Origin of the sequence: Caldisphaera sp. (assembly GCF_049974385.1) — an archaeon.
GTDB lineage: Archaea > Thermoproteota > Thermoprotei_A > Sulfolobales > Acidilobaceae > Caldisphaera.
This window is the reverse complement of record NZ_JBMFIW010000004.1, coordinates 19,948-46,161: the sequence shown is the minus strand read 5'-3', so window position 1 is coordinate 46,161 and position 26,214 is coordinate 19,948. Positions and strand designations below refer to the sequence as shown.

Annotated in this window: 27 protein-coding genes, 1 tRNA gene and 1 other RNA gene; 10 read left to right on the top strand and 19 right to left on the bottom strand. The window is 30.1% G+C overall.

The window, feature by feature from the left end; genetic code table 11:
- Positions 1-139: 139 nt before the first annotated feature.
- Positions 140-2,527 carry a hypothetical protein gene (locus ACP5GV_RS01930; protein ID WP_428101983.1) on the top strand — a complete coding sequence of 796 codons (2,388 nt, stop codon included), beginning with the start codon at positions 140-142 and terminating at the stop codon, positions 2,525-2,527.
- A 2-nt stretch (positions 2,528-2,529) separates the two neighbouring features.
- Here ACP5GV_RS01930 and ACP5GV_RS01925 read toward each other — a convergent pair whose 3' ends face one another.
- Positions 2,530-2,910 carry a YbjQ family protein gene (locus ACP5GV_RS01925; protein ID WP_428101981.1) on the bottom strand — a complete coding sequence of 127 codons (381 nt, stop codon included), beginning with the start codon at positions 2,908-2,910 and terminating at the stop codon, positions 2,530-2,532.
- Positions 2,911-3,032: 122 nt separating this feature from the next.
- Here ACP5GV_RS01925 and ACP5GV_RS01920 point away from each other — a divergent pair, with 122 nt between their 5' ends.
- Complete coding sequence (locus ACP5GV_RS01920; RefSeq protein WP_428068256.1) at positions 3,033-3,206, top strand: hypothetical protein; 174 nt, start codon at positions 3,033-3,035, stop codon at positions 3,204-3,206.
- A 316-nt stretch (positions 3,207-3,522) separates the two neighbouring features.
- Here ACP5GV_RS01920 and ACP5GV_RS01915 read toward each other — a convergent pair whose 3' ends face one another.
- The 12 genes from ACP5GV_RS01915 to ffs form a co-directional block, all read right to left on the bottom strand.
- On the bottom strand, positions 3,523-3,786 hold the full coding sequence (locus ACP5GV_RS01915) for a DUF131 domain-containing protein (protein ID WP_428101978.1): 264 nt from the start codon (positions 3,784-3,786) through the stop codon (positions 3,523-3,525).
- Positions 3,787-3,821: 35 nt separating this feature from the next.
- Complete coding sequence (locus ACP5GV_RS01910; protein WP_292320327.1) at positions 3,822-4,208, bottom strand: Trm112 family protein; 387 nt, start codon at positions 4,206-4,208, stop codon at positions 3,822-3,824.
- 5 nt (positions 4,209-4,213) lie between these two features.
- A complete protein-coding gene (gene glmM / locus ACP5GV_RS01905; protein WP_428068251.1) occupies positions 4,214-5,584 on the bottom strand; it encodes a phosphoglucosamine mutase in 1,371 nt (456 codons plus the stop codon).
- A 47-nt stretch (positions 5,585-5,631) separates the two neighbouring features.
- Entirely contained in the window at positions 5,632-6,282 is a 651-nt protein-coding gene (locus ACP5GV_RS01900; protein WP_428068249.1) for a 16S rRNA methyltransferase, read from the bottom strand.
- Positions 6,270-7,160: a hypothetical protein gene (locus ACP5GV_RS01895; RefSeq protein WP_428068247.1), complete on the bottom strand. Its 891-nt coding sequence runs from the start codon at positions 7,158-7,160 to the stop codon at positions 6,270-6,272. Before ACP5GV_RS01895 ends, ACP5GV_RS01900 begins: the two co-directional genes overlap by 13 nt.
- Positions 7,161-7,240: 80 nt before the next feature.
- Positions 7,241-8,296: a tRNA (guanine-N1)-methyltransferase gene (locus ACP5GV_RS01890; RefSeq protein WP_428068245.1), complete on the bottom strand. Its 1,056-nt coding sequence runs from the start codon at positions 8,294-8,296 to the stop codon at positions 7,241-7,243.
- 2 nt (positions 8,297-8,298) lie between these two features.
- Entirely contained in the window at positions 8,299-8,985 is a 687-nt protein-coding gene (gene rnhB / locus ACP5GV_RS01885) for a ribonuclease HII (protein ID WP_428068243.1), read from the bottom strand.
- Between the two features lie 78 nt (positions 8,986-9,063).
- Complete coding sequence (locus tag ACP5GV_RS01880) at positions 9,064-9,498, bottom strand: metal-sulfur cluster assembly factor (protein ID WP_428068241.1); 435 nt, start codon at positions 9,496-9,498, stop codon at positions 9,064-9,066.
- A 227-nt stretch (positions 9,499-9,725) separates the two neighbouring features.
- Entirely contained in the window at positions 9,726-10,535 is an 810-nt protein-coding gene (locus ACP5GV_RS01875; protein WP_428068239.1) for a nicotinamide mononucleotide deamidase-related protein, read from the bottom strand.
- 89 nt (positions 10,536-10,624) lie between these two features.
- A tRNA-Ala gene (locus ACP5GV_RS01870) sits at positions 10,625-10,698 on the bottom strand.
- Between the two features lie 53 nt (positions 10,699-10,751).
- On the bottom strand, positions 10,752-12,167 hold the full coding sequence (locus ACP5GV_RS01865) for an MFS transporter (protein WP_428101976.1): 1,416 nt from the start codon (positions 12,165-12,167) through the stop codon (positions 10,752-10,754).
- Positions 12,168-12,280: 113 nt separating this feature from the next.
- An RNA gene (gene ffs / locus ACP5GV_RS01860) (signal recognition particle sRNA) lies at positions 12,281-12,586 on the bottom strand.
- Positions 12,587-12,686: 100 nt separating this feature from the next.
- Between ffs and ACP5GV_RS01855 the strand changes: the two genes are divergently transcribed.
- Genes ACP5GV_RS01855 through ACP5GV_RS01835 form a run of 5 tightly spaced genes read left to right on the top strand, consistent with a single transcriptional unit; the run spans position 12,687 to position 17,076 of the window.
- The gene (locus tag ACP5GV_RS01855) at positions 12,687-13,538 is read left to right on the top strand and encodes an ABC transporter ATP-binding protein (RefSeq protein ID WP_428101998.1); all 852 of its coding nucleotides are present in this window, start codon (positions 12,687-12,689) and stop codon (positions 13,536-13,538) included.
- The gene (locus tag ACP5GV_RS01850) at positions 13,525-14,259 is read left to right on the top strand and encodes an ABC transporter permease (RefSeq protein WP_428101974.1); all 735 of its coding nucleotides are present in this window, start codon (positions 13,525-13,527) and stop codon (positions 14,257-14,259) included. Before ACP5GV_RS01855 ends, ACP5GV_RS01850 begins: the two co-directional genes overlap by 14 nt.
- Before the next feature lies 1 nt (position 14,260).
- Complete coding sequence (locus ACP5GV_RS01845; protein ID WP_428101972.1) at positions 14,261-15,010, top strand: class II glutamine amidotransferase; 750 nt, start codon at positions 14,261-14,263, stop codon at positions 15,008-15,010.
- Between the two features lie 41 nt (positions 15,011-15,051).
- Positions 15,052-16,242: an MFS transporter gene (locus tag ACP5GV_RS01840; RefSeq protein ID WP_428101970.1), complete on the top strand. Its 1,191-nt coding sequence runs from the start codon at positions 15,052-15,054 to the stop codon at positions 16,240-16,242.
- Between the two features lie 39 nt (positions 16,243-16,281).
- A complete protein-coding gene (locus ACP5GV_RS01835) occupies positions 16,282-17,076 on the top strand; it encodes an inositol monophosphatase family protein (protein ID WP_428068229.1) in 795 nt (264 codons plus the stop codon).
- Between the two features lie 7 nt (positions 17,077-17,083).
- Here the strand turns inward: ACP5GV_RS01835 and ACP5GV_RS01830 are convergent, their stop codons facing one another.
- On the bottom strand, positions 17,084-18,151 hold the full coding sequence (locus ACP5GV_RS01830; protein WP_292320348.1) for a pelota family protein: 1,068 nt from the start codon (positions 18,149-18,151) through the stop codon (positions 17,084-17,086).
- Positions 18,152-18,277: 126 nt separating this feature from the next.
- Here ACP5GV_RS01830 and ACP5GV_RS01825 point away from each other — a divergent pair, with 126 nt between their 5' ends.
- Positions 18,278-18,946, top strand: coding sequence for a V-type ATP synthase subunit D (locus tag ACP5GV_RS01825; RefSeq protein ID WP_428068226.1), 669 nt, complete (start codon positions 18,278-18,280; stop codon positions 18,944-18,946).
- Here the strand turns inward: ACP5GV_RS01825 and ACP5GV_RS01820 are convergent.
- From ACP5GV_RS01820 to ACP5GV_RS01800, 5 genes are all read right to left on the bottom strand, one after another.
- Positions 18,924-19,175, bottom strand: coding sequence for a hypothetical protein (locus tag ACP5GV_RS01820; protein WP_292320351.1), 252 nt, complete (start codon positions 19,173-19,175; stop codon positions 18,924-18,926). The genes ACP5GV_RS01825 and ACP5GV_RS01820 overlap by 23 nt on opposite strands.
- 78 nt (positions 19,176-19,253) lie before the next feature.
- Positions 19,254-23,459: a DEAD/DEAH box helicase gene (locus tag ACP5GV_RS01815; RefSeq protein ID WP_428101968.1), complete on the bottom strand. Its 4,206-nt coding sequence runs from the start codon at positions 23,457-23,459 to the stop codon at positions 19,254-19,256.
- A gap of 60 nt (positions 23,460-23,519) precedes the next feature.
- The gene (locus ACP5GV_RS01810) at positions 23,520-24,458 is read right to left on the bottom strand and encodes a transcription initiation factor IIB (RefSeq protein WP_428101966.1); all 939 of its coding nucleotides are present in this window, start codon (positions 24,456-24,458) and stop codon (positions 23,520-23,522) included.
- A gap of 5 nt (positions 24,459-24,463) precedes the next feature.
- Complete coding sequence (locus ACP5GV_RS01805) at positions 24,464-24,742, bottom strand: H/ACA ribonucleoprotein complex subunit GAR1 (RefSeq protein ID WP_292320357.1); 279 nt, start codon at positions 24,740-24,742, stop codon at positions 24,464-24,466.
- A gap of 265 nt (positions 24,743-25,007) precedes the next feature.
- On the bottom strand, positions 25,008-25,220 hold the full coding sequence (locus ACP5GV_RS01800; RefSeq protein WP_428101964.1) for a hypothetical protein: 213 nt from the start codon (positions 25,218-25,220) through the stop codon (positions 25,008-25,010).
- Between the two features lie 263 nt (positions 25,221-25,483).
- Here ACP5GV_RS01800 and ACP5GV_RS01795 point away from each other — a divergent pair, with 263 nt between their 5' ends.
- Complete coding sequence (locus ACP5GV_RS01795) at positions 25,484-25,897, top strand: helix-turn-helix transcriptional regulator (protein WP_428068219.1); 414 nt, start codon at positions 25,484-25,486, stop codon at positions 25,895-25,897.
- Positions 25,898-25,907: 10 nt separating this feature from the next.
- The gene (locus ACP5GV_RS01790) at positions 25,908-26,198 is read left to right on the top strand and encodes a signal recognition particle protein Srp19 (RefSeq protein WP_292320363.1); all 291 of its coding nucleotides are present in this window, start codon (positions 25,908-25,910) and stop codon (positions 26,196-26,198) included.
- Positions 26,199-26,214 lie beyond the last annotated feature (16 nt).

Sequence of the window (26,214 nt, the reverse complement as noted above, 5' to 3'; positions counted from 1 at the left end):
AATACACTTTTGTGTAGTATCAGAGAATTAATATAAATTAACACAAGATTGTTTTATGATTTGTTTAATTATTTACTGATTGTTTAATTATTTTAAAAAATTTATTATTTTATGTTTTATCTTTATAGCGGGGATTGAAATGGCGAGTAAAATTGAAAAAATTATGAGATATAAAAAATTGCAATATGCAATAATATCTGCAATATTAATTATATTGGTTGGATATGCAACATATATAAGATTATTGCCAGCAATAAATTTTGGTTTAAAATATTTGAACGAAGCAGATCCATGGGAGAGATATTGGCTCTCAGAGTATTTCTTTAAACATAATCTGATGGGCTTTTCAGGTTTAGCTCGCATAAATACATGGTGGTATCCTTGGGGTAGAAACTTTTTAAAAACAGAGTATTTAGGTATGTCTTGGTTAACTGCATTTATTGCCAAAATCACTGGATTGGGTGAAAGTCATTTAATTAGTGTTTTAGGATTACTTCCTGTGGTCTTTTCGCTTATAGCAATGATTGGAGCATTTTTCTCTGTATTTAAAATAACAAATTCAAAGCTAGCTGGTTTAGCCGTTTCAGCTGTTATAGCCTTTTATCCGGTAATATTATTTGATCAAACCTTTGCTAATTTTCCTGGTAAACGCATATTTGGATTTGCGTTAATATTATGGTTTTTATACTTTTTTGCTATTTCTCTTAATGATAATCGGAGAAGTAAGACATTAATATATTCATTTTTATCTGGATTTATAGGAGGACTTGTTTCATGGTTTTGGGGCGGATATGAATACATAGCCTTAATGTTAGCTATATATATTTTATTAGAACCATTCTTTATTAAGCCAAATAAAAATAGTATTTATAGCTATTTGTTTTTGATTTTAGGCTACTCTTTATCTGTTTTTTCATCTCCAACTGCAGGAATCAGTTTCTATACGCATAGTATCGGGTTGGGTTTATTAGGGGTTGTCTTCTTATATTTCGTAGAAGAGGAGATTAGCAGATTAAGAATTTTAAATAAGATAGGCATAAAAAACAATTTTGATGTAAAAATGCATATATGGTTTCTAATTGTTATATTTGGAATATTATTATCGTTAATTTTAACCGGATTTATTTCCTTACCTAGTAGAGTATTATTGGCCCTTGGAATCACTCCGATACAAAGTGTTATCTCTTTAACTGTTGCTGAATATCAATCAATTCCATTTAGCCAGGCAATGGTTGATTATGGTGCTCTCTTTATAATATCTATAATAGGATTGATTGCAGATTTATACAATATATATTTAAAAAAGAAAAATATTTCTAAAATTGAAATACTTAAGTTATCATTATTTATATATGGTTTTATATTTATGTATGCAAGTATCAATGAAGCGTACTTTTTGTCTTCAGCTGCATTTTTCTTATCTTTATCATCAGGAGTCGCTATTGGAACTCTTATGAGTTTTAAAACACAGGAATATAACAAGAAAACTAAGAAGACTATTGAAAAACCAAATTATGGTGGTATAGTAGCTGGTATAATTTTATCAATTGTCATATTTGGTCTTGCAATTAGTTATGTTAAATCAGATTACAATACTTTAAGTTTAATGGCCCCTGATATAGAAACTGGTTACTTAGGTCCTATTTCTGTCCCAAATTCTAATGGAGGATATAAGATTATTGCACCTATAAATGATGCATGGTTAAATGCTTTGAATTATATTAAAAATGAAACAAATAAAAGTGCCGTTATAGTATCATGGTGGGATTATGGTTATTGGATTGGTGTTTTAGGAAACAGAACTACTGTTGTTGATGGATCAACAATTAATGGAACACAAATAGCCATAGTTGCAAACGTTTTGACTTCACCTATAAACCAAAGTTTAGGGTACTTAACCTTACTTAGAGTGCCTAGCAATGCTACTTACTTAGTGGTTTATGATATTTTTCTAGGCGTTTATAGCAATTCTACAAACTCCGTTATTATGATACCCTATCCAACAATATATCCCATTAATCCAAATACTGGAATTTATGGTATTACATATGGAATGGGAGATATAGCAAAGTCTTATCAAATGCTAAGAATATCAGGAAAAGTTAATCCAATATATGGCAATCCGTTAACTTCTTCATACTCATCTTTTTCTACTTATAATAATTATGTTTATTATCAATTTCCAGCATTTTATGGGACTCCGACAAACAATGTTACAAATACATTAGGAACAACCATATATGATTTGATGATTTATGGCATAGGTTCATTAAATAAATATGGTTATTTTGGTTCTGGCGCTAAATTTATTGAAAACGCAAGTTCATTTACTCCTGCAGCTATTAGGTATGTAGACCCTACAACTGGAAATTTAGCATTTCAGCCAATATTTGCTCCTAATCCAACACAATACTATAAACCAGTAAAAATGTTTGTCTCAATCCCATATTCGTGGTCTATTAATAATAGTGGTCAAATTTATTTCTATTCAGTTGTAGTATTTTTGTATAAAGCTAACATTATTTAAATTTATTCCATTCTGTCTTTATTATCAATATCTTTTTGATCAGGTTCTATGATGACTGCAGTACCATATGCGATAATTTCATCCATAGTTTCAGCTATTTCGTTAGAATCCAACCTAAAACTTATCACAGCATTAGCTCCTAGACTTTTGGCATGATTTATCATTCTTTCAATTGCTTGGATCCTCGATTGTTCTGACATTTCTGTAAATTCTTTAATTTCTCCTCCTGCTAAGCTTCTTAGGCTTGCTAGAAATCTACCCCCCAAACCTCTAGATCTAACAGTAATACCTAAGCTAATGCCTAATATTTTTGTAATTTTATATCCAGGGACATAGGGCATTGTAGAAACCATTACGTCTTTATTCACGTCAGATACGCTCATTAACTTCACCCTATTTTGTTTTAAAAACTTTAGAATAAATTCATTTCTTATATGTATTTACAATAAAAGCATAAATTTTCATTCATTTATTAAATTTAAACAGATGTCTTAGGTGGTATGCGATGTCATCTATTAATGAAAGCAAAGAAAAATTAGAAAATGAATATACTAAGCAACTTCAGGATAAATTTAATGAAAGCAAAGAAAAATTAGAAAATGAATATAAAAAGAAAATAGATGAATTAAAAAATAAGTATGATTTATTGGTTGAAGAATTCGAAAAGAGGTTATCTTAATAAGAAATTTTCACGGTTAAGGAACGTAATATAATAATTTATAAATTAAGTGGGTTGTATATTTTTGCAGTTGATATAAGGTTTCTATCAAGCAAAACTTTTATATCTGTCCCATAGATCCGAATTTCTCAAACATTATTTGGCTAAACAAAAAGAACCTAAGCCAATTAATGAAAGGAAACATGATCTCTTCAATAATATACAAAAAGCTATAAATAATATATGAGCAGGTAAAGGGATTAAAACATTAATAATAAAAGAATTTACCCCAAAGTATTATAGAATGTTAATCCTCAAAATAGGGAAAGCTGAGATATTATTTAATGACCATTCCTTTTCCTATTATCATGAATACAATTGCTAATGCCATAAGTACAATAGCCAGGATTATTGAGATTGTTACAGCTTTCCATGAACTTCCAAAAATAATTGGGATCGGGCCTATCATTATTACTCCTCCTACTTCAGTTTTTTGATTGCTTTGTTGTGTAGATGAATAAATAGCGCCTACAAATATAATTACAAATCCAATTATTATTAATATAAACCCTATTGTTAACCATGTAGCAAAGTTTGGCATTTGGCTCACCAAATAATTCTCTTTAACCAAAGCTTTTATTTTTCATTTAATTCTGGTATCTTCATTAAACTCTTTATATTAGATGGGATTTTATTTAAATATTTTTTCAAAAATTCAACATCTTCATGATATTTTCTGTATTTATCATTCAACATCCTTGGTATTCCATCTATTATTGGATACCATCTTCCACAATTTTTACAAATAATTACACCGTCTATTACATCAAGGTTTACGCATTTTCTACAAACATCTAGAGAGACTTCATTAGCAGGTTTTCTTTGATATGAGCACTTTTCTTTGCATTTTATTTTTTCCACATCTAAATCAACTTTATCTTCTTTCACATCAAGTTCGTGAAGTATTAGATCATCACTTTTACATTCAGGGCATGCAAGTAGTTCGAAAAAATAATATCTCATTTATTTCACCTTATGCATTTTTCTTTTATAAGTTTCACTGTATCATTAACTATTTCTTCAACTTTCTTTGGGCTTTTTGCTTCACCAAATATTCTAAGTAGAGGCTCAGTACCACTTGGTCTAACTAATAGCCAAAAATCATCGCCAAAAACTTTAACTCCATCTATAGTTAAAATCCTATATGATGAATATTTTTCTTTAACTGCTTCTACTCCACATGAAGCTTGTTCTTTATTTGCAGTTATTTTGGTCTTAATCGGATAATATTGTGGTAGTTTATCATAAAGATTTGCTAGACTCTCATTATATTCAGATAACATATAGAGAGTTAAAGCAATTGTCATTGCACCATCTCTAACAATATGATGAGGAACATGCATATATCCTCCATTATCCTCAAATCCGCTTATTGCGTCTTTTCTCTTACTTATTTCTCTAGCAATTGTAACGCTCCCAACAGGTGTCCATCCAACTTCAATCCCTTTTGGCTTTAAATATTCTTCAACCAAATTGCTGCTTGAAATAGATGTATAGGTTTTTTTGTTATAGTTTTTCCATATCTTGGTAGAGAATTCTGTTAATAAAGCACCAGTTCTATCTCCCCATTGAATTCTTCCATTATTATCTAACACCATTGCTCTGTCTGCGTCACCATCATGCGCAAAACCAGCATCTGCTTTAACTAAAGTAATATAACTCATAGTATTTTGTAAGGTATCGGCATTAGGCTCTGGATTTCTTCCAGGAAAATAAGGATCTAAATTACAATTTAATGTATAAGCTTTAACTCCTAATTTTCTTAATAATAAGGGAGCAGTCAAAGAGCCAACACTATTTGCACAATCGATAACAACCCTAAAGTTCTTTTTGGCAATTTTTTCTACATCAACTTGACTTAATACTCCATCTATATATAAATCGATTATATCTTCTTTAATTTTAACCTCATTATCGAATGACCTCCATTCCATTTTAGATGAATAATTATTAAAGTAGTAGTTTTCTATTATATCTTCATTTTCATGAGGTATTTCTATGCCATCATTTGATATAACCTTTATACCGTTGTATTCAGGCGGATTATGGCTTGCAGTTATCATAACTCCACCATCAAAGCCTAAAGATTTAATACCAAATTGTAACGCTGGAGTAGGTAATAGGCCTGAATCATATACCTTTACGCCTTCGGCTAATAGGCCAGAAGTTAATGATCTTAATATCATATCTCCCCCAAGTCTAACATCTCTTCCTATTAATAATCTTGAACCTTTTCCAAAATAGGCGCCAATAGCATGACCCATTCTTAGCGAAAATTCTGGTGTCATTAGATCGCCTACAATACCTCTAACTCCATCAGTTCCAAAAAGCTTTGCCATTTTTGCATCCCCAATTTTAATTCCTGTTTTAGGTTAATTTATTTTCTTTAAAAAATTCCCATCTCCATTAATTTTGATGATATAGCGCATGTAATATCCCATGCTTTTAATTTTAGTCCTTTATATAATCTAGCCTTTTTATATGCAATTTTATCGATTTCCTGTTTAAAATCTCCATGAGCAAAAGCCCCTATTCCTATTGTTAATCCTTCTTTTATAGCAATATTAATTACCCCTTCTACATTGAAATCCTCTCCATTTTCACTTAACAATAAAATTTTTCGATTTTTAACAAATTCATTTAAATTTTTTGATACCAAAAAAATTAAAGGATCTTCTGATTCTGGAGGCACTTTGTTATATTTTAGGAGTTGTGCCATTAGCCCCTTAAATCTATCGTAATTTTTTGGTATTCTTATATTGTTGTTAAATTTGTATACTCTATCATCATAGACATGCATGTAAACATTTACATACCCATTCGTTACAAAAGGCTTTTCCAAAATATTTAATAAAGAATAATGTATTATATCAGGTCTTCCTCTTTTGGAAAAATCTCTAAGCTTGAGCATATTTTTATAATGTATGTTAATATCTAGGATTTCGTTATATGTTTTTGTTTTTTTACTAGATCCCTTAATTTCTTTTGGAATAGTTTCTAATGAACTTTCTAGAAATATTATATCTATTTTTTCCAAAGTTCTTTCCTCCTTGCTTCTAATTGCTGAACCTCATATCCCATAAATTCAGCAGCTGTTAATAATGAAACGTTATTTTCCTTTGCAACTTTGTAATGGTCTTTTAATATTTCTTTGTACCTAGTATCTCTTAGTAAATGATGGTCTGCTACAATTATATTTGCAACTTTATTTTCTATAACTTTTTTCAAATTTTCTAAACCTTTTTCAACAGATTCCTGAGAAACTTTATATCCTGCAAAATACGTAGGTGGGCCACTTAATATTAGAAGTTCTGCCCCCTTCCATTCAATTAGCTTTTCTAGCGCTTCTTCATTTCCAGGTCCTTGTATATCGCTACCAAATATTATTGATTTATCATTGCAAAGAATTCTTACCATGACTAGTTTTCCAACTTTGGTTTTCTCTTCACCATGCCACAATGCTTTGGAAAATTCAAGGGTAATATTATCAATTTTATATGAATTTCCATCAGCTATGTTTATTTCGGCATTTTCTTCTACTTTATTTTCTTTTAAAAATACTTTAGCTCTAAAATATTGACTTCTATTGATGTTTTTGTTCGGATCTTTTATGAATAACTTTTTTCCAAAATAAAGACCTGGTTTTTCTTTAATATAATGGTCGTAGTGATAATGTGTTATAATTATTATATCAGATATTTTTAAATTTTCTTCAATTTGGTTTAACGTCTCATTTAACTTATTTATTTCTATTTCATGAGGTGGAAGACCATATCTTCTAGGTGCTAAAGATGCACCTAGATCTATCCCTATATTTTTTCCGCACACATTAACAAATGTTGCTAATGATCTAACACCAAGGCTATCAGAACCAATTATAGAAACCTTAAATTCATTTAAATTAATACTTTTCAACTCAATTCCCTATCTTATATTGAATCGATAATTAAAAATTTTATATGAATTTTTATCAACATTAATATCCTATAATAATATTATCCTCTTACTTCTATATGAGCTCTTTTAGCGGCTTCCAAATATTCATCATAATTTAATGGAAGCCAAGATTTTAATTTATTAAAATCTTCCTTTGTTACAAATCTGACTCCTCCCTCTTCTTTAGCATCTTTAATTATTTCTCTATAAGCTCTTGATATTCTATCTTTTTTAGTCATTGTTGAAATAATTGCTTTTGTGATATCACCATTGTATATGTATCTAGTTTTTAACAGAATTTCTATAATTCTATTAATTCTTTCTGGAACACCTATTACTGAGCCTTTTAGCTCTAATCTTCTTGGAATTCCCCAAGGAACTAAACTATCAAGCATACGACTCATTCCAGGCCTAGGTATTTTATCAACTATCCCTCCAATAAGGAAAGCATCTGCAGTTAAAACATCTTCAGGTTTTAATGCGTTAGGTGCGTCAGGCCTTAATATTATTACCTTGTCTGCATCAAATCCCCATAGTATTTCACTAGGCCTTGCGTTTGATATAGATACTTTATTATAACCTAAGACCTCTAAAATCCATTTGCTCGTTTCCTCATCTGTACCTGTAATTGCTAGGTGAGAATCCCATAAGTATTCTCTTAGAACTGATAAGCTTATACCTATTTGTAATCTAAGTTTTGCTAATTCTTCTGGTGTATGTATGAATTTCATACTCATGTCTATTACAAATAATGGCAATGGAGGTTGAGGAAGGAAATCAAGAAGAGATCTCCAAGATAATGATTTTATACTGGGATTAACCTTTCTACTTATAACTACATCAGCTTTTTCTTGGCCATTTGAATATAGAACTATTTTTTTGCTTCCTCTCCATTCCTGAGAATAAATTTCCTTGCCATGATAACTTTCATCTTCTATAAAGGAATATTCTCTAACTAAAGTTTCAGTAGCTAAGTATTGGAAACCGAGCCTTGTTAATCTATCAAGTTCCAACCATTCCCTAGACCCTATTTTAGAATAACCATAATTATCCATAAATTTAAGTAGTGCTTCAAATGGCCTATTGTTTACAGCTAATTTGCTCGTTTCTTCCACCTCTATTTCATAAATTCTTGCAGAGATTTTGAAGTTCTTTTACTTTTCTTAATATAGAATTCTGTGCCTTTTAGCGTTTCCCATGAGTACCTTATATATTCTGGCTTCTTCCCTTTTTTCAATTCTGAAAGCACATAATTAACTGTTTCTTGATCAGAAGGATAGCCACTTCCCTTAATGCCATACATTTTTCTCAGTATATCTAATCTTCTGTCCCTAATTACCTTAGCTATTATACTTGCTGCAGAAACAACTAAGTAATTAACATCGGCCTTAGGTTCAACAATTAAATTTCCCTTAAATCCCATTTGTTTTAATTTTATATGCAAGATCCTTAAGTTACCAAATTTATCTATTATTATAGAACTAACATTGCTTAAGTTTCCAATTTGTTTCTTTAAGTTCAATATATTTTGCAAAGCGGCTTTTTCCTCCAATATATTTATATTGTTTTTGTCTAGATCTGACGGTTTTATAGGTGTTACAGAAAACTTTCCATTTCTTATTAAAATTTCATAGAGCATTTCTCTTTGATTTGGCGTAAGTGCTTTGCTATCCTTAACTCCAATCTCTTTCAGAAAAATTAGATTATTCTCTAATATGGCATATGATCCAACCATTAATTCTCCAATAAGACTGCCTCTTCCTGCTTCATCGATTCCTATAATCCAATTATTTTTAATTGTCATTCTTTGCCCCAATAATTTAAAATTGGCAAAAATTTTATATATATTGGTCTTTTCTATTAATGTTAATAATTGAAATAATTATTGGCCAGATTGAGCATATTGAGAGTTTTTCTTCCATTCTTCAACAACATCATATCCATAGACTTCTTTTAATAATTCTCTTCCTTCCTCGCTTACCATATCAGGATTCCAAGGCGGTTCAAACGTTACTTCTATATCTATATTATCATCAACATCAGGTATTTTATCTTTTATAGCTTCTTCAACAAATGCTAATATTGAACCTGTAACTGGGCAACCAATTGCTGTTAGAGTCATAATAATAGTTATTTTCGGTTTGTTATCAACATATTTAGCTTCAATTTGATAAATTAAACCTAAATCATAAACATTAACTGGAATTTCTGGATCATATACTTCTTTTAATGCTTCCTCGACCTTCCTTATCAGTTTCTCATCTCCAGATACTTCTAAATTTGGCGGCCTCTTGCTTGACTTTACTTGCTCTGACATATTTATTACCCTTGTTATTATTGTTAAGGAGAGTTAAAAATTAAAGTTAATATTTTGCTCAGATTTTATTTTTATAAATTTTATAAATTATGTAAAACGATATATATGGTGAGGCTAACATTGTTGAAACTCCTGTCCAAAACAATGCGTTGTTATTATAATATTTATTTAATATGATTAAAAAAGCTCCAAAAAGTGCTATAACTAATGTTAATATTATTTGTTGGTTAACAATACTCCTCAGATATTTTTCCTTTAAGTTTTTCTGCTTGTTCTTTGACAATTTTTAAAGCACTCTCCGCAATTTCTTTTGCTTTATTTTTATCTTTATCGGATGCAAGTACTTTGATTTCTAGTATTGGACCTCCAACTTCTATTCCTTTAGGATGGCTTTTTATATATAAATTAGAGAATTTTTTATCGACTTGCTCAAGTATTGGGGCTAATGAAGACTCAGGAACTCCCTCAACTTTGAATCCGCATTCAATAACAAAAATAGGAGGTATAATCTTTTTGATTCTATCAATAACCTCTTCTTCAAATATTGCTTCCATTTCCTTAGGAACTCCAGGTAATGAAATAATTATTTTTCCATTTATTTCTAGATAAGATCCAGGCGCTGTTCCTGCTGAATTTTTCAAAGGGATAGCTCCTTCAGGCATGTATGCCATTTTTTCTCTTTCTTTAGTCATGGGTAAGTTACCTTTTGAAAACTTCATTGATATCATGTTTAGCGCTTCGCTGTTTAAAACAAGATTTCTTTTAGTAGCTTTAGCAACTGCTTCTAATGTTTTATCATCATAAGTTGGACCTAACCCTCCAGTTGTTATAATAATATTTGCATATTTTAATCCTCTTTCTAGTTCTTCAACAATCTCATCTATTATATCAGGAACAGTTATAATTCTGGTTACGTTTATTCCCAAGAAAGTTAATTGTTTAGCGATCCAAGAAGCATTTGTATTAACAATTCTTCCAATTAACAATTCATTTCCAATCGATAAAATCCAAGCTTTCATGTTGCTGTTTACTGACATTTACACCCCTTTTATTTAATAATAATGTCAATTGTTTATATCTTTTTAGAATTATTGACAGTGAAAATTTAAATGCCAGACCGGTCAAATGGACCGGCCGGGATTTGAACCCGGGGCCTCTCGGATGCCAACCGAGCGCTCTTCCAGTCTGAGCTACCGGCCCTCAAATTACATTTTACAAAGAGGGTTTTATAAATATAAGCATTCTATTTAAAATTATTTCTTGTTTCTTAAAGCAGAAAGAATTGCGCCAATGCCTATTATTATTGAAGATATTAAATAAAGTCTTCTAAGGCCCAGTAAGAATAATTCCGATGAGATTTCAAAGCTTGATATTTGTAATCCTGTAAATATTGAAGATAAAATGTTGTGCGGCACAAAAGAAGAAACTATTAAGCTTGCAACAGCTAAGCTTAAGGATTGTCCTAAAAATCTCATCATATTTAATGTTCCAGAAGCAACTCCTAATTTATCCCTGCTTACAGATCCCATTACGGCACTTGTATTTGGCGATGAAAACAATCCCATACCAATCCCTATAAGAATCATTCTTAATGATATATCTATAACACTTGCTTTTGTACCTAATGGTATAAACAATAAAAGGCCAATCATAATTAAAATCATACCAAGAGTCGCTAATATTCTAGATCCAATTATATCAGACAACCATCCACTTATGGGAGAAATTATTACCATAGATATGGATAATGATATTAGGGCCAAGCTAGTTAGTAATGGTGAAAAGTTGAGGATTCTTTGCATATAAAAAGATATAAAGAAAGATAGGTAGAAATAACCAGTATAATTTAACAGTGCTGCCAAATTACCTGCAGTGAACATAATGTTGTTTTTTAATAGGCTTACGTCCAATATAGACAATTCTTTATAATAGTTTTCATATAAAATAAATAGGCCAAAAATAATTAAACCTACTAATGAAATAAATATTGAAAAAGAGTTCCATCCTATAAAAGATCCAAAAGTTATACCATAGATAATACTAAGTAGACCGGATATTAATAATATAGATCCTACATAATCCATTTTAATATTTGATCTGATTTTAGGTTCTTTTAAATAAATTATTGATAAAATATAACCGATTAATGATAACGGGACAGTAACAAAAAATATATATCTCCATGTTGTTACGCTTACTATTAATCCGCCAATAACAGGACCTATGGTTGTTCCTAAATAAACGGCAAAGGACCATATACCAAATGCTCTTCCTCTCATATTAGCTGGATAAGTTTCTGTTATTATTGCCCCTCCTACAGCTAAAATAAATGATGCTCCAATTCCTTGTATTACTCTCCAAAAATCGAGCTCTATACCATTTAATGATAAACCACTCATTATAGTTCCTATAGTAAAAATTAGATATCCATTTGTGAACAAGGGCTTTCTTCCTTTAATATCTGAAAGCTTACCTAAAGGGAGCAATAAAGCTGTTAAAGCCAATAGGTACCCTAAAGGAACCCAAATTGTCTCAACATAGCTCATGTTTAAGCTCTTTGATATAACAGGTAACGATACGCTAACGATAGTGCTATCTAAGGGAGTTAATATTGCAGCAAAAGAAGTTATGAATGAAACTATCCATAGATATCTTTTACTTGGATTCATTTTTTCGCCTTAATTATGTTTATCACATATATAACTATCAAATATAGGAATATTAAACCATTTTTCATAAGAAATTTTATATGAAAAATAAATTAATGTTATTATATTTTTGATGTGCGGCTTCTTGTTAAGTTACCAAACGTGATAGAGGTTTTAACCCCCATGGTAAATCTTCTCCGCATGCCGTGAACGTTTGCATTCGGGCACAGGTTGCTCCCTTCCGGGCCTGGCCAGGTTCTCCCGATTAGGGTTGTAGGTATCTGTCCTCCGACAGATCCCCAACCTATGCAAACTCCACGGAGCGGAGTTCATCTTACTATGGGGACCTTCTATCACGTTTGGTAACTTAACAAGATTACTGGTCCCGCGTTACGCCTTCGGAGTTAAAGGGTGGCGAGCCCTCCAACCCTACCCGCACGCTTATATATGTTAACAATTTAATGATAAAAAGCTTATTGAATATAGCTCAAAATATATATATTGTAAAAATAAATATTCAATGGGGGAAAAATGGGTAACATAATAGAAACAGAAAAACTGACTAAAATCTATAATAATGGAGTTAAAGCATTAGATGAGCTTGATTTGACTTTGAATTCAAGGATATCATGTATAATAGGTAGAAATGGAGCAGGTAAGACAACGCTAGTTAAAATTCTTTCAACTCAATTGAAGCAAACCTCAGGAAATGCCAGAGTCTTAGGTTATGATGTTATTAATGATAGGCATAAATTAAGGAAAATTATATGTAGCATTCCTCAAGAAGTCAAACCAGCTGGAATTTCATCCCCCTTGGAACATTTGGTTATGTATTTAACATCAAGAGGTTTTTCAATAAGAGAATCATTTAATTTAGCACGTATGGCTTTAAAAGAAATTGGTCTAGGAGAGTTTATGGAAACTCCTACAGATGAATTATCAGGAGGTATGAAAAGAAAGATCTTTGTTGCAATGGCATTAGCTTCTCAAGCTGATGTAATATTTTTAGACGAACCAACTGTAGGGTTAGATCCGATATCGAGGCTCGAAGTTTGGGGTGCTATAAGGAAACTTAAAGGGAATGTAATTTTAACAACACATTACATGGAAGAGGCGCAAACTCTATGTGACCAAATAGCTATAATAGATAAAGGGAAGGCATTGAAAGTTGGTAACTTAAATGAATTGATAGAACCTTTAAAGGGAAAAGTAAGGGTTGAAGGTATAGGAGAAATAAGCATTGGAGATTTAAAGATCTCTTATTTAACCCCAGATGAAGCAAAAGAAATAATAAGTAAGACAAATCTTAACAATGGAGTCAAGGTTTCTGTTAAACCTGTAAGCTTAGAGGATGTATTGATTTTAAGTGGTGTTGAGATTGAAGAAAGTTAAATTCAATTGGAGGTTTGTTCTAGCTTTTATTTGGTTTTATGGTTATTCATCTATAAAAAGAGGATTTTATTATGTTCTTTCATATTTGGCCTTGCCTCTTTCTCTTATGTTCTTTATTTATATTGTTAGTAGAGGTCACTTAATTCAATATGCAATATTAGGTGGAATAATATCTATAATTACTGGAAATGCTTTAACAGCAATAGGAGATACGTCATTTTTTAAATTGGAATTGAAATTACAGGAGCTTTTAATAGCAGCTGATGTAACACCAATAGAGTACTTACTCGGTATAGGATTAGGAAATTTATTGTATTCATTACCTGGTTTGCTTTTATATATTATTTTTGGGTTTGTTTATAATGTATTTAATTTGATATTTTTAGGATTAATAATATTAATTTCTATAGTTGTTATGATTGCTTCTACGAGCTTAGCTTATATGACAGGCAGCAGAGTATCGCATATGAGAAACTCGTGGGGTGTTGGATCTTTTTTATCAGTCATATTAACTATGCTGCCACCTCTATATTATCCTTATACGTTTTTACCAAAATACGCAATTATACCACTTATGATATCTCCAGCTACTCCAGCATCAATTTTGTTGCAAATTTTTATGGTTAAAAGTAGTTTAAATTATGAGTTATTGCTGATATTATTGTTTGAAACATTAATATATTTGTTCTTGGCATTGAAAGTAGGAAAATGGGAGGAGTAATATGTGTAGGCTATTTATTTCGAACTCAAATAAAAACATGATAGAAGGTTTGTATAAATCATTGATTAATGCGTCAAAAAAAGATATTTTTTATAATGGGATAAAGCATAATACTGGATGGGGATATTATATTACAAATCCTGAAACCTCATTATATTATAAAAGCAGTAAACCAATATTTGATGATAAGGCATCAATTAATTTAATTGATGAATCAAAATATTATGCAATTTTTCATTCAAGACTAGCAGCTAAAGATCAGCCTATAAGGGGTTTTATAGATTCCCATCCCTACTTGGTTCATACCCAAAACAGCCTAATTGTTTTGGCTCATAACGGTGTTGTAGATAAATATAAAATATCTAAAGAGGTTAATGTAAATCCAAAACTTTATACAGATAGTGAAGTATTAGGTCTTTTGTTTTCTAAGTTTGATAAAGATATAGATATGATTTTATATCAAATTAATAAATATATTAAAGATATTGGAGCATTTATTGGTACATTTAACGTAATAGCTATCAAAATTGATAGGTTTGATGAAAGCATTAGAATTTCTTCTGCATGCATTTCTGACTATCCTGAGGAAAATGAAAACAATTATAAAAAAATGGTGCTAATTAAAAACGAAAACGGTTCAGCCGCTATGTCTTCTACTGTTGCATATTATTATGGTCTTTTAGATGATTCTGGAAAAATAATAAGTAAAGATTCTATTATTTGTAAAAAAGGTGTGCCATATTTAATATAAAATATTTATACGTATTTCTTATAAATATAACCGGTGAAAAAATGCCAAATATAGAAGCCAAAAATGACTTCAAAAATTCGCTTAGCTATTTGGGTTTCATTAGGATTATGAGAAGTGTCTCTGCTGGTATCATATCGATAGTTTATCCGTATGTAGCTTTAAAATACCTTCATCTAAGTTTATCAACTTTAGGCATAATATATGCTTTTGCTGCTTTAGCTACAGCTTTATTTTCAATCATATTTGGCTATTTAGCTGATTTAATAGGTAGGAGGCACAGCCTTTTTTTATCTTCAATTTTATTAGTAATATCAATATTTGCATTATTAATTAAAATAAATTTTGCAACTGCAGTAATTTCAGCAATTCTTGGAGGTATAAGCAATACTGGGGCCATGGCTGGAGGTGGCATAGGAGGTTCAACAGCACCAATACAAAATACATTAATTGCAGATTTCACATCAAGGAAAAATAGAACAACATTAATTTCTTTGTTTTCGTTTTTTGCAAATATAGCTGCTGCTGGAGGTACTTTATTAGGAGGAATATTTTCTTACAGATTTGAGCTAGAATTAGCTCTATCTTTTAGTATAATTCCTCTAATCTTTGTGTATTTAATAAAAAGTCAAAATATCAGAGCAAAATCTATAAAAATGAAATCTAGTGGTATAACATTAAAATTTTCTATAACAGGTATATTAAACGGCCTATCAAACGGAATCATAACTCCATTTCTTATACCTATTTTTATAGTATTATATGATGTCTCTAGAACAAATATGGGTATATATACAACAATAGCTTCTTTACTAGCCACTTTTTCAATGCTTTTAGCTCCTAAAATAGATAAAAGCATAGGATTCTTAAAAAGCATATACATAACAAGGGGTTTGACTATACCTTTAATGATATTATTTCCCTTTATTAGGATATTACCTGTATCTTTAGGTATATACATCGTTTTCCCGGCATTAAGAGTAATAGCAATACCTATACAGCAATCAGCTATGTTATCCATGGTTCCACCAGAAGAAAGAGGAAGAATTTCTGGTATCAATCAAGGTTCAAGATTAGGATTTTCATCAATAGGAACATTTGTAGCATCTCCTTTCATGGATGAATCATTAATTATAATTCCTTTTATTTCTTATAGCGTAATTATGGCTTTGAACATCTACATGTATAAGAGGTTCTTTGGAGGAAAGAATGCAAACATATATGCTGCAGAATAAAATTTAAAGTCAAAATTCTTTTAAAAATGGGAGTAAAAGATGTACGATGGCGAAGAATTAAGAAAAATTATGATAGATGTTACATATCAATCTATTAAGTATTTGAGGAAAAATTTTTGTAATAAAGATGAAATAAAATTAATTAAGGGAGAAACAATAAAGGCAGATTTAGAATCAGAAAAAATTATTGCGGAAGCATTGAGTAGTTACGGCATAGATTATAAAATTGTGACTGAAGAATCTAATGTCATAGGAAATGGTAAATATACATTTATTTTAGATCCTTTGGATGGAAGTATCAATTATGAGAATTGCATACCTTGGAGTTCTGTCTCATTGGCAGTAATACCCCCAAATAAGAAAAAAGTAAGCAATTCTATTGCAGGCGTTGTATATCCAGTTTATTTTAATGGCGAACCATTTTCTTTTTCTAAGGGAAATGGTTGTTTCGAAGGTAACAATAAGATTGAAATTAATAAAGAAGAATCAAAAATCTTGTTTGCTTATTTAGAAAAAGAAGAAGAGGCATTTAAACTTGCTAAGTTTATAACAAAAAGGCCGGGCTTAAAAATAAGGAGTTTAGGAAGTTCTGCTCTAGAATTAATTTATACTGGTCTTGGGAGATCATATGCTTTTATTGATTTGAGAGGTAAATTAAGGAATGTTGATGTTGCAGCTGCTATAGGGTTTATTAGAGAGTGTAATGGATTTGTTGTTAATTCAAAAGGAGAAGATTCCGATGTCGATGCAAATAATGTTAACGTGATAGGTGATGTAATAGCAACATTAAGTAGAAAAACTCTTGATTTTATTATAAATTCGATTAATGGCTAATTTAATATCAATTTTTAAAACTTTCTCTAGGAATTTTATATCTTAGTATTGCTATAACTCCACCAAAGTTAGATAATATGGGATAAACAATAGAGTCTTCTGTTACTATAACGACCTCAGCTCTAGTTTTCTCTGCATATTCAAGTATTTTTTCAGCAAGAGTCCTCTCATTATCGTCTATGCTATAAATAAGTTTGTCTAATATTACAATCTTATCAATAGCACCTAATTGCGCAACATTATATACTTCATTTAATGTATATGCTATCAAATCCCTGTCTTTTGATGCGAGCATCATAAATTCATCAAGAATTTCTTGAGATTTTATCGATGAAAATTCTTTTAATGCGTCTATAATAGATTTCCTTCTTAAGACTTCATTAATACCAGCAATTCCACCATTAGAAACGTTATCTATTATTATCTTGACATTTACCATACTTTTTATTTTTTCTGATAATTTATCTTTCAAATTTCCTGGACCAGCAATAATTAAAACATTTGCTTTTTCTTTTGATAGATAATTTATAATTCTATTGGCTAGATCATTTATTAATGAATCGACTTCATTTTCCCTATTAGGATCATCTTTCCCGCTGAGATATATACTGTTGCTTTCAATATTATAAACCCCTAGAGATGTTATGAGAGAAATAGCATATTCTTCATAATCAATAGCAACTATCAAACCTTTACCCTTTGGGCCACTCGATTTTAATTTGTTTATAGTTTTTTCATCCCATTCTTCTTGCCTTTCTAATACAATTTGCTGACCTAAAGAAATGTATGCAGATTGATGCCTTCCCTTTACTCCAAACCTTTCTGGACCTTCCTCTATGACTCCAAAAATTCTTAATTTGCCAGTTAAGGGTTGAAATTCGGCATTCTCTATCCTTAACTTTATATCTATTGGTTTTCTTTCTTTGCTTTTCGAATTTTTTGTTGAAACGTCTCTTAAAACTCTTGTATAAATATAATCTCCTTTTCTTAGTATAAGCATTAAGTTCCATAGATCTTCCTCACTCTCTGGTGTAATTACGATTTGGTTTTTCCCTTGGCCTAATTCTAGTTTCATAATTCATCATTTTTTATGTTATAATAAAAGATTAATAGTTTTTTTAAAATAATATTACTTTATAATAAATAACAATATTTAAAAACTTAAATATATTTGTTGCATTAAATAGCTGGGAGTTTAGAGTTGAGTGTAGATCCACGTAGAACTTTACCAACAAAAATAAACTTAATACGACTGAAAAGAGATTATGCTATGATAAAAAGAGTTAGGAAAGTTATGGAAGAAAAAAGGGAGGTATTATTACACTACATTAGAAGTACTGCTGAAGATTACAATAAATATCAAAATGAAGTTTTTAAAAATACAGTTGATTTATTCACAACTTATTATAGAGGTATGGCCAATGAAGGAATATCAAAAGTGAATTTGTATGCATCATCAGTTCCTGAAAGTTTTGTTGTAAAAACGGGTATGAGGGTTTTATATTCAGTTAGAACACCTACTTTTACACCTAAAATGGAAACCCTCGCCATTCCTTCTCTCCCTCCAGGAAGTTCACCTGATTTAACTATATCTTATATAATGTTAAAGAATTTGCTTCCATCGATCCTTAATTTAGCGATGTATGAAGAAACCATATTAAGACTAATAGATGAACTCAAGGAAACTCAAAGGCTAATAAATGCTTTAGATTATGTTATATTACCTAGTTACATTAAGACTATAAAGTATATAACAGCAGTATTGGATGAACGTATGAGAGAGGACTTTGTTAGATTAAAGATACTTAAAAGAAAACGCATTTTGCTAGAAGAAAAATCTAAGGTAGTTATGGAACAACAATACCGATAATTATTAACACTACTCCTAGTGCTAGTAGCAACTTTAAAAACCCTGATGGTGTTAAATTCCATGTAGCTTTGAAAGCTTTAGCTAGCATTATTATAACTCCTGCAATCACAAAAGTTAACAATATTGCTAATCCAGCAAAAGCTATGTAATAGCTGACACCATTTACTGGTAATCCTGGTATATGAGATACGATTGAACTAAACACCTGTTGTAAAGCTTGAAGAGACATATCTATACCACCTTCACTAATTAACTATACAAAATAAAAACTTAGAGGTTAATACGTAGTAATACCTTCCTTACCATTTTAATACTTGTAAAAATATGATGCTGCATATTTATATTTATTTAGAAAATCCATCAATATTTCATTTCTATTATTCTTTTTAACTATAAAGACTAAATATCCATAGTCCATAAGTTTTTCCTCTTTTCCTTTGTTAATATAAGCCAAAATCTTTTTATAAGCTTGGTTAGAAAACTTTGGAGTCATGCCAGTTATTTTTCTATATTCTTTTTCAACTACGTCTAGGGAATCATAAGAATTAATAGCAATTGTTACATTTTTATCTCCAAAAGTTCTCTCCATATCAGATATTGTTTGAGCTATTCTTTCAGCACATCCTTTTAATGGTGTACATTCAATAACATTGCCTAAATCTTTAATTTTTTTGTAATCAGGTTTTTGTGAGTCTCTTGTTAAATATTCTTCAACTCTTTTTTTGATTAAAGGATCTACGCTATTTGAACCGTTTCTAGATCTTATTGCAATAGCCTCTTCCATTATTTTTTGTATTTCTTCAATTTTTTCTATCTCTCTATTAGAGAATCTTAATACTTCATTAAAAACTTCATGATCTAAAAATTTAGCCTGCCTCTTTTCCCCTGGTGATAAAGTTATTAATGCAATTAAGTTTTTATTATAATCAGACACAATTGATTTTTCGCAGTAATCTCTAGATAGGCCCTTTTCCTTTCCCAAAGTAATTAATGCTTCGTATTTGCTACTGTTTAATTCGCATAAAGCCGTCATAACATCTATAGGTTTGAATTCATTGTTTATTTTTTCTAATCCTCCTCTGGCTAAACAATAGCCTTTTTCTAATGGTACACACCATCCATAGATTAATTCTATTTCTCTTTTATTTGCTTCATAGGCTTTTAATGGTCCTCTTACTAAAGAATAATCTAATACTCCAGCATTTCTTAATACATCCAAATACCTTACTGCAGCCCACTCATCATTTGTTAGAACATCTAATGGTATAGGTATAATTTCAACCTTACTTGCCTTTTCAGCTAATAAGGATCTGTACGCTAGTATTTTATTATATACTTTAAGAACTCCACTTGCTCTAATTGCTGATTTTTCAGCTAATGATTTTCTTCTTATAATATCGTTTGGATTATAAAGTGTAATAATTCTAGCTTCTTTTCCATCCCTGCCTGCCCTTCCTGATTCTTGATAAAAATCTTCTATGCTTTCACTAGGCATACTATGTATAATCCATCTTACATTCGGTATATCAATCCCCATACCGAAGGCTTTTGTAACAACGGAAATTCTTGGTCCTTTCCCTGTTTTTGAAGATTCTGATAGAACTTTTTCAATTTCTCTTCTCTTTTTTTCATTTAATTTCCCATGATAAAATAAAATATCTAAATTTAGTTCATCAGATAGCCATTTTGATAAATTTTCAGCATTAAACCACCATGCATTTTTACTTTCTACATAAGGGGCAAAAATTAAACCAAGCCAAGGTTCATTAAAATTGTTTGCAAATTCAATTAAACTTTTTGCGTTGCTTGCTAAAATTTTAACTCTATCTTCACCCTTTTCCGGAACTGGTATTACATCAAACTTTAATTCATCTCTTATAGTGGGTGCAATTAAAACCTTTGGCTTACCATTATAGTCAATATTTAACGTTTCTTCAGTTTTTAATGAGATGTTATGTATTTCTGCTTCATTATGATCATATCCTAAACTTTCTAATATATCGTTTATTACATCTCTTGGTGCAGTTGCTGTTAATGCTATAATTGGTGGATATCCATTGTTTCTAATTTTCTGCAACTTAGATGCCATGTATAAATAGCTTGGTCTAAAGCTGAATCCCCATTTAGAAAGGGTATGGGCTTCATCTAAAACTATTAAAGATGGATTGCCTTTTTCAAATATATCATCAATAATATCAGTTCCAAACCTTTCTGGAGTTATATATAAAAAGTCTAAGTAACCAGCTTTTGTAGACTTTATAGCGTCTATTCTTTTTGATAAAGGTATACTCGAATCTATATACAGAGTCTTAAACCCCCTTGATTTAGCATTTTCTACCTGATCATGTATTAGGGCTTTTAATGGAGAAACAATTAGGGCTGATCCTCCAAAACTAGAGTCTTGAAGTATTTTTGAAATTATTTGAAATATAGCACTTTTTCCTGCACCAGTTGGTAAAATTACTATTTCTATTGTTGGATTGCCTTTTTCAAGCATTTTAAGGAAAGTTGATATACTAGTTTCCTGATAAGGTCTCGGCTTTGATTTCCAAAGTTTATTAAAGTAAGAGTTGACTTCCTCTAGAATATAATTATAGTTTACATCTTTTTTTACATTTATGCCTTGCTTAGGTTCAATGAGATCTACAAAATCCTTATTTTCATATAATGATAAAGCCCTTGATACTGTTTTGGCTCCATATTTTGAGGCAATCTCTAAAGTTCTATATGTATAAAAATCGTAATACCCTTTTCCATCATAACTAACATTGTTTACTATTCTTTCTGGAAACATTAATACAATATCATTTGCAAACGATGAAATTTCTGGAAACATTAAATTTTTCTCCCACGAAATCACTCCAATTTTATTATCAATAAACCACATATTGGAGTCATTGATGTTGCTTATATATATTCCGTCTATAGCATTGCTAATAATTTTTGCTAGAGCATCATTTGGTGTAATAATAAGTTTTTTGCCTTCGTTACCAAGTAATTTTAATGCAGATTCCGCAGCTTTGATTGGATCTTTAATTTCATTAGATGTAGATAACACCTTTATTTTAGTTTTTGAAGAGGCTAATATATTTAATTTTTTTGAAATTTCAGGGTGCATAAATGTTTCTGTAACTATTTCCTTAGCTTTAATATTTGATTCATTATTTATTTGAATACCCCTAGGATCATTGTATTTATATTCTTTTTTACAAGGTATATTAGCACCTATATTTATCATCTCTTTTTCCCAAATTGTTAATCCATGCATAAATAGACAATCTTCATTATTTTCTATGCAATCCAATTTTACCTTATCAATTTTTTCCACACAGTCCAGATCCCAAGGTTCTATTTGATATGATTCATTATTATTTAGTTCTTTGTTTTTTATTATGTTACCTATTATTAAGTATGGTAATGATTTATCAAGTTCATTACCTCTTTTTATTGTTGCGGCCTTTGTTATTTCGCCATGTCTTGCTCTTAACGATGCAATTGAAACTCTTGCTGCGTAATCCCATGAATTACCAGTTAATGGCAACTGCTTTAAAATGTAAGGTTTCCAAATAGGGTAAATAAGTCTTGGCTTATCAGTTACTATAAAATAATTATCTTCCAATTTTGGAATTTGAGTATCGGGAAGATATTCTGCATTTTTAACATCTTCTGGCATGTTTTTCCATTCTATACCTAACTGATTCATAATCTTTTTAGAAATAAGAGATATATAATAAACTGCTTTAGCTGGAGTAGTTGATGAAGGTATTAACAAATGATAATATGCTGAAACTAATGACAGTTCAGAATCTGGAAATGCTATTGAATAAAGATTCTTGGCATTAATTTTGTTATAACTGTCTAAACTTCTTCCGCAATCACCCCAATATATAACTTTTGAAGGTTTTGCAGACGATAATAATAGTTCAAGACCTTCCTTTGGATTTCCAATCCTCCATTCAGATCCTTTAGGAGGTATTTCTATTTCATTATCGTTTATATATACATAAATTTTATTTTCAGAACAATACAGTGAAATTAAATCAGCTTTGTTAGATAATATAGATTCCTTGCCCAGTTTTTTTGAAGCTTCGTTTTCCCATTTCGTTATTCCTAAAGCTAACAATGCGTTTCTAGACTCAATTAAGGCTGATGAAGATACACTACAACCTTTTGCTGACAACATTATTACATCTTCATAAAGGCCTAATTTGCTGAGATATATAGATAAAGTTTCTGAATCCTTTGGACAATATTTGATGCTTCTTAAAATTCTGCTGAGCCTTAGTATATTTATGTTGTCTTTGTTATCTAATAAGAGCTGTGCATAATCAGAATAGTTATTTTTTGTTGATTTTACATACCATTCTATTAAATTTAGGTATAAATTTTTTAATAAGTTGTTAGAAATTTTTCTTTTTTGTAGCAATATCTTTTTAGAATTATGATATAATATTATTGAAATTATTGTTAATATTATAAATATTGATGAGACCATGATTATTATATCTAGCAACTTTTACACCAAAAGGTAATACTGGCATTTTAAGTTTAAAAGGAGAAAATGTAAAAATAATTAAAGGTAAACCACAACTGCCATGTTTCCTATAAGGAACTTGTAAAGCTTTCTAACAGTAGATTCCTTAATAGATACGGAATTTGCTATCTCCTTTTGACTAATATCATAACCGTTTAGCCTTGATATTAAATATACTGCAGCAGCAGCTATAGCTTCAGGCTTTTTACCATAAAGCGTTTTTCCTGACATTATAGAATTATTGACAAATCTTATCGATTCTTCTATTACTTGTTGATCTAAATTTAATGTTGAAACAATTCTATTTATGTAAGTTACTACCCTTGTTAACATTCTGTCCTTATTATCAGCATAATTAACTTTTTGTGCCTCTATATATCTAAATTCTTGTAATATACCAAGGTCATTCAGTCTCTTTTTCCCTTCCCATATTTTGTTGTTATCTATACCCATAAATTCTTCTATTTCTGATTGAGATATATTTAAATTATAAACCTCCACAACTTTAGCAAGAGCTGCAGCAACTATAGCCTCTTTGTCTTTACCAACTGAATTTCCATTTTTTTCAACATATTTATGTAGTATATATCCTAAAGTTTCTCTAGGATGTAGGGATAAGTTAAAATAATCACTTACTTTGTTTGCTAAAACAAATAATGCTATCCTAGGCATTTCTTGTCTCGATGTTGCATGTTTCATGCTCAGCCTTCTATTATTTAATGATTTCAAATGATTTCTAACTTTCGGCGGAACAAAGGTTATAACGCCATCTCCTTTATCATGTCTTAAATAAGTTGTTCCTTGAGAAGCCCTCTCAACACCTTTTGTATTTTGTATACCTTTCTCATTATATGACCTCCATTCTGGTTTGTCTACCAATAAGTTTTCATCTATCACTATACCACATCTTTGGCAAACAACTTTACCTTCTGGTGTTGTTACCAAATCTCTTGATCCACATTTAGGACATCTTTCCATAAGTTTCACCTCTTATGATACCGGTTCCAATACCTTTTTACTTCAACAAAAAACACATCATTCATATTAATTTTATCTTTGCTAAGCTTTACAACAGCGTATGGTTTGTTTACATTTCCTATTATATCGCTTATTTTACCTATAAGATTAAACTTGCTATCATAAACGTTACTATTTATCTTCAGTTTTAAACCTTTATTTTCTATATTTACTAAGATATAGTTAAATATTATATTTCTCGGCTTTCCAAGTAATTCGAGTTTTTTATTTGATGGAACCGGCAATAATACCTCCCCTTTCTTATTATAAATCCCTTTTAGTAAGAGTAATACTGGTGTATTTTATGCTTTAACACAATTGAAACAAACGAAAAATCTATAATGAAATTTTTATGAGTTCAAATGTATACAAAGAAAGGTATACTAGAATTATATTTTTTAAGCCCTTTTAATAAAGCCCATTTTAATTGAATATATAATTTAATGACAAACCTATACTAATATACTGAAATCTTTAAAATATAAGTTAATTTTCATTATAAAAGAAAAATCATTTTGCATTATTCTCATTTTGTTTTTCTTCAATTTTAATTCCTTTAGCTTCAGCCTCTTTTTTAAGAAAATCTAAAACATCATATGGATCTCCTCCAAATCTATCCTCTATGGAGTTTAATTCTCTCATCCATCTTTTTCCATATATTCTCTTTGCTAATTCGATCGTTTCATCTAAAATCTTTTTTGCCTCTTTTATTGGATTTTCCATCAATACTCACCCTATAGTTAATCATATACTAAAAATTAAGCTAGGGGATAATAAAATGTTTTTAATTATAAGCAAAATACTTAATTTGTTAATAAAATGTTTTTAATTATATTTTTATGTTATATTAATAAAAAAGAGCTTTAAAAGATTAATTAATATATTATTAATACACGAAATACTAAAGATATAAATCTTTTAGTCATCCTATATTTAGTGAGTAGTGTATCTAAAACCAGGCTAATATGACTGAGGTGCATGATAGATTGCCGCGTAATTCAGATGAAGTAGAAAAAGCAGCATTGGAAACAATAAAGAACCATAAAGATGGTGTGTTGCAAAGCGAACTTTGGAAAATGATGGGATTAGATAGCAGGGAAGGGTCTAGACTTGTTTTAAGATTAGCTAAGAAAGGTTTAATTAAAAGGGAACAAGTAATTGTTAATGGAAGGAGAACTTACAGGTTATTTATAACAGAAAAACCAATTGAATCAAAGCTATTAAACATCAGCCTATCCTCAATTTTGGACATACCATGTACAACATGTCCTCATATTGATGAATGCGGATTGGGTGGATATTATGAACCGTCAACATGTCCATTAATGGAACTTTGGCTTAGAAAGGAAGTAAAGTTGTCAATTATAAGGAAAAAACAATTAATGCAGCAGGCAGAGTAGGTTATGTTTTATGCCAAAGGAAGATAAATTTGTAATTTGGCCTGCTTATTTAGATTCAAGCTTATCTAGAAATAATGGTAGAAAAATTCCAAAAAATAAAGCTGTAACAAAACCGAGCATCGAAGAAATTATAACAGTAACTAAAAAGTTGGGATTAAATCCAATAATTGAAGAAAAGAAATATCCTAAATTATGGTATGAGCAAACTAGAAGGGTAATTATATTAAAAAAAGGCAGTAAAAGAAAAATATTAAGTTTAATATCGGATGAAATAATAAAGATGAGACAAAAATCTAAGTAATAATTATACAAGTCTA

What these genes read in the sequence shown, in the direction of transcription:
- ACP5GV_RS01930 (WP_428101983.1), top strand. Translation starts at nt 140, where the DNA reads ATGGCGAGTAAAATTGAAAAAATTATGAGATATAAAAAATTGCAATAT.
- ACP5GV_RS01925 (WP_428101981.1), bottom strand. Translation starts at nt 2,910, where the DNA reads ATGAGCGTATCTGACGTGAATAAAGACGTAATGGTTTCTACAATGCCC.
- ACP5GV_RS01920 (WP_428068256.1), top strand. Translation starts at nt 3,033, where the DNA reads ATGTCATCTATTAATGAAAGCAAAGAAAAATTAGAAAATGAATATACT.
- ACP5GV_RS01915 (WP_428101978.1), bottom strand. Translation starts at nt 3,786, where the DNA reads ATGCCAAACTTTGCTACATGGTTAACAATAGGGTTTATATTAATAATA.
- ACP5GV_RS01910 (WP_292320327.1), bottom strand. Translation starts at nt 4,208, where the DNA reads ATGAGATATTATTTTTTCGAACTACTTGCATGCCCTGAATGTAAAAGT.
- glmM (WP_428068251.1), bottom strand. Translation starts at nt 5,584, where the DNA reads ATGGCAAAGCTTTTTGGAACTGATGGAGTTAGAGGTATTGTAGGCGAT.
- rnhB (WP_428068243.1), bottom strand. Translation starts at nt 8,985, where the DNA reads ATGACAATTAAAAATAATTGGATTATAGGAATCGATGAAGCAGGAAGA.
- ACP5GV_RS01880 (WP_428068241.1), bottom strand. Translation starts at nt 9,498, where the DNA reads ATGTCAGAGCAAGTAAAGTCAAGCAAGAGGCCGCCAAATTTAGAAGTA.
- ACP5GV_RS01875 (WP_428068239.1), bottom strand. Translation starts at nt 10,535, where the DNA reads ATGTCAGTAAACAGCAACATGAAAGCTTGGATTTTATCGATTGGAAAT.
- ACP5GV_RS01865 (WP_428101976.1), bottom strand. Translation starts at nt 12,167, where the DNA reads ATGAATCCAAGTAAAAGATATCTATGGATAGTTTCATTCATAACTTCT.
- ACP5GV_RS01845 (WP_428101972.1), top strand. Translation starts at nt 14,261, where the DNA reads ATGTGTAGGCTATTTATTTCGAACTCAAATAAAAACATGATAGAAGGT.
- ACP5GV_RS01840 (WP_428101970.1), top strand. Translation starts at nt 15,052, where the DNA reads ATGCCAAATATAGAAGCCAAAAATGACTTCAAAAATTCGCTTAGCTAT.
- ACP5GV_RS01835 (WP_428068229.1), top strand. Translation starts at nt 16,282, where the DNA reads ATGTACGATGGCGAAGAATTAAGAAAAATTATGATAGATGTTACATAT.
- ACP5GV_RS01830 (WP_292320348.1), bottom strand. Translation starts at nt 18,151, where the DNA reads ATGAAACTAGAATTAGGCCAAGGGAAAAACCAAATCGTAATTACACCA.
- ACP5GV_RS01820 (WP_292320351.1), bottom strand. Translation starts at nt 19,175, where the DNA reads ATGTCTCTTCAAGCTTTACAACAGGTGTTTAGTTCAATCGTATCTCAT.
- ACP5GV_RS01810 (WP_428101966.1), bottom strand. Translation starts at nt 24,458, where the DNA reads ATGGAAAGATGTCCTAAATGTGGATCAAGAGATTTGGTAACAACACCA.
- ACP5GV_RS01800 (WP_428101964.1), bottom strand. Translation starts at nt 25,220, where the DNA reads ATGGAAAATCCAATAAAAGAGGCAAAAAAGATTTTAGATGAAACGATC.
- ACP5GV_RS01790 (WP_292320363.1), top strand. Translation starts at nt 25,908, where the DNA reads ATGCCAAAGGAAGATAAATTTGTAATTTGGCCTGCTTATTTAGATTCA.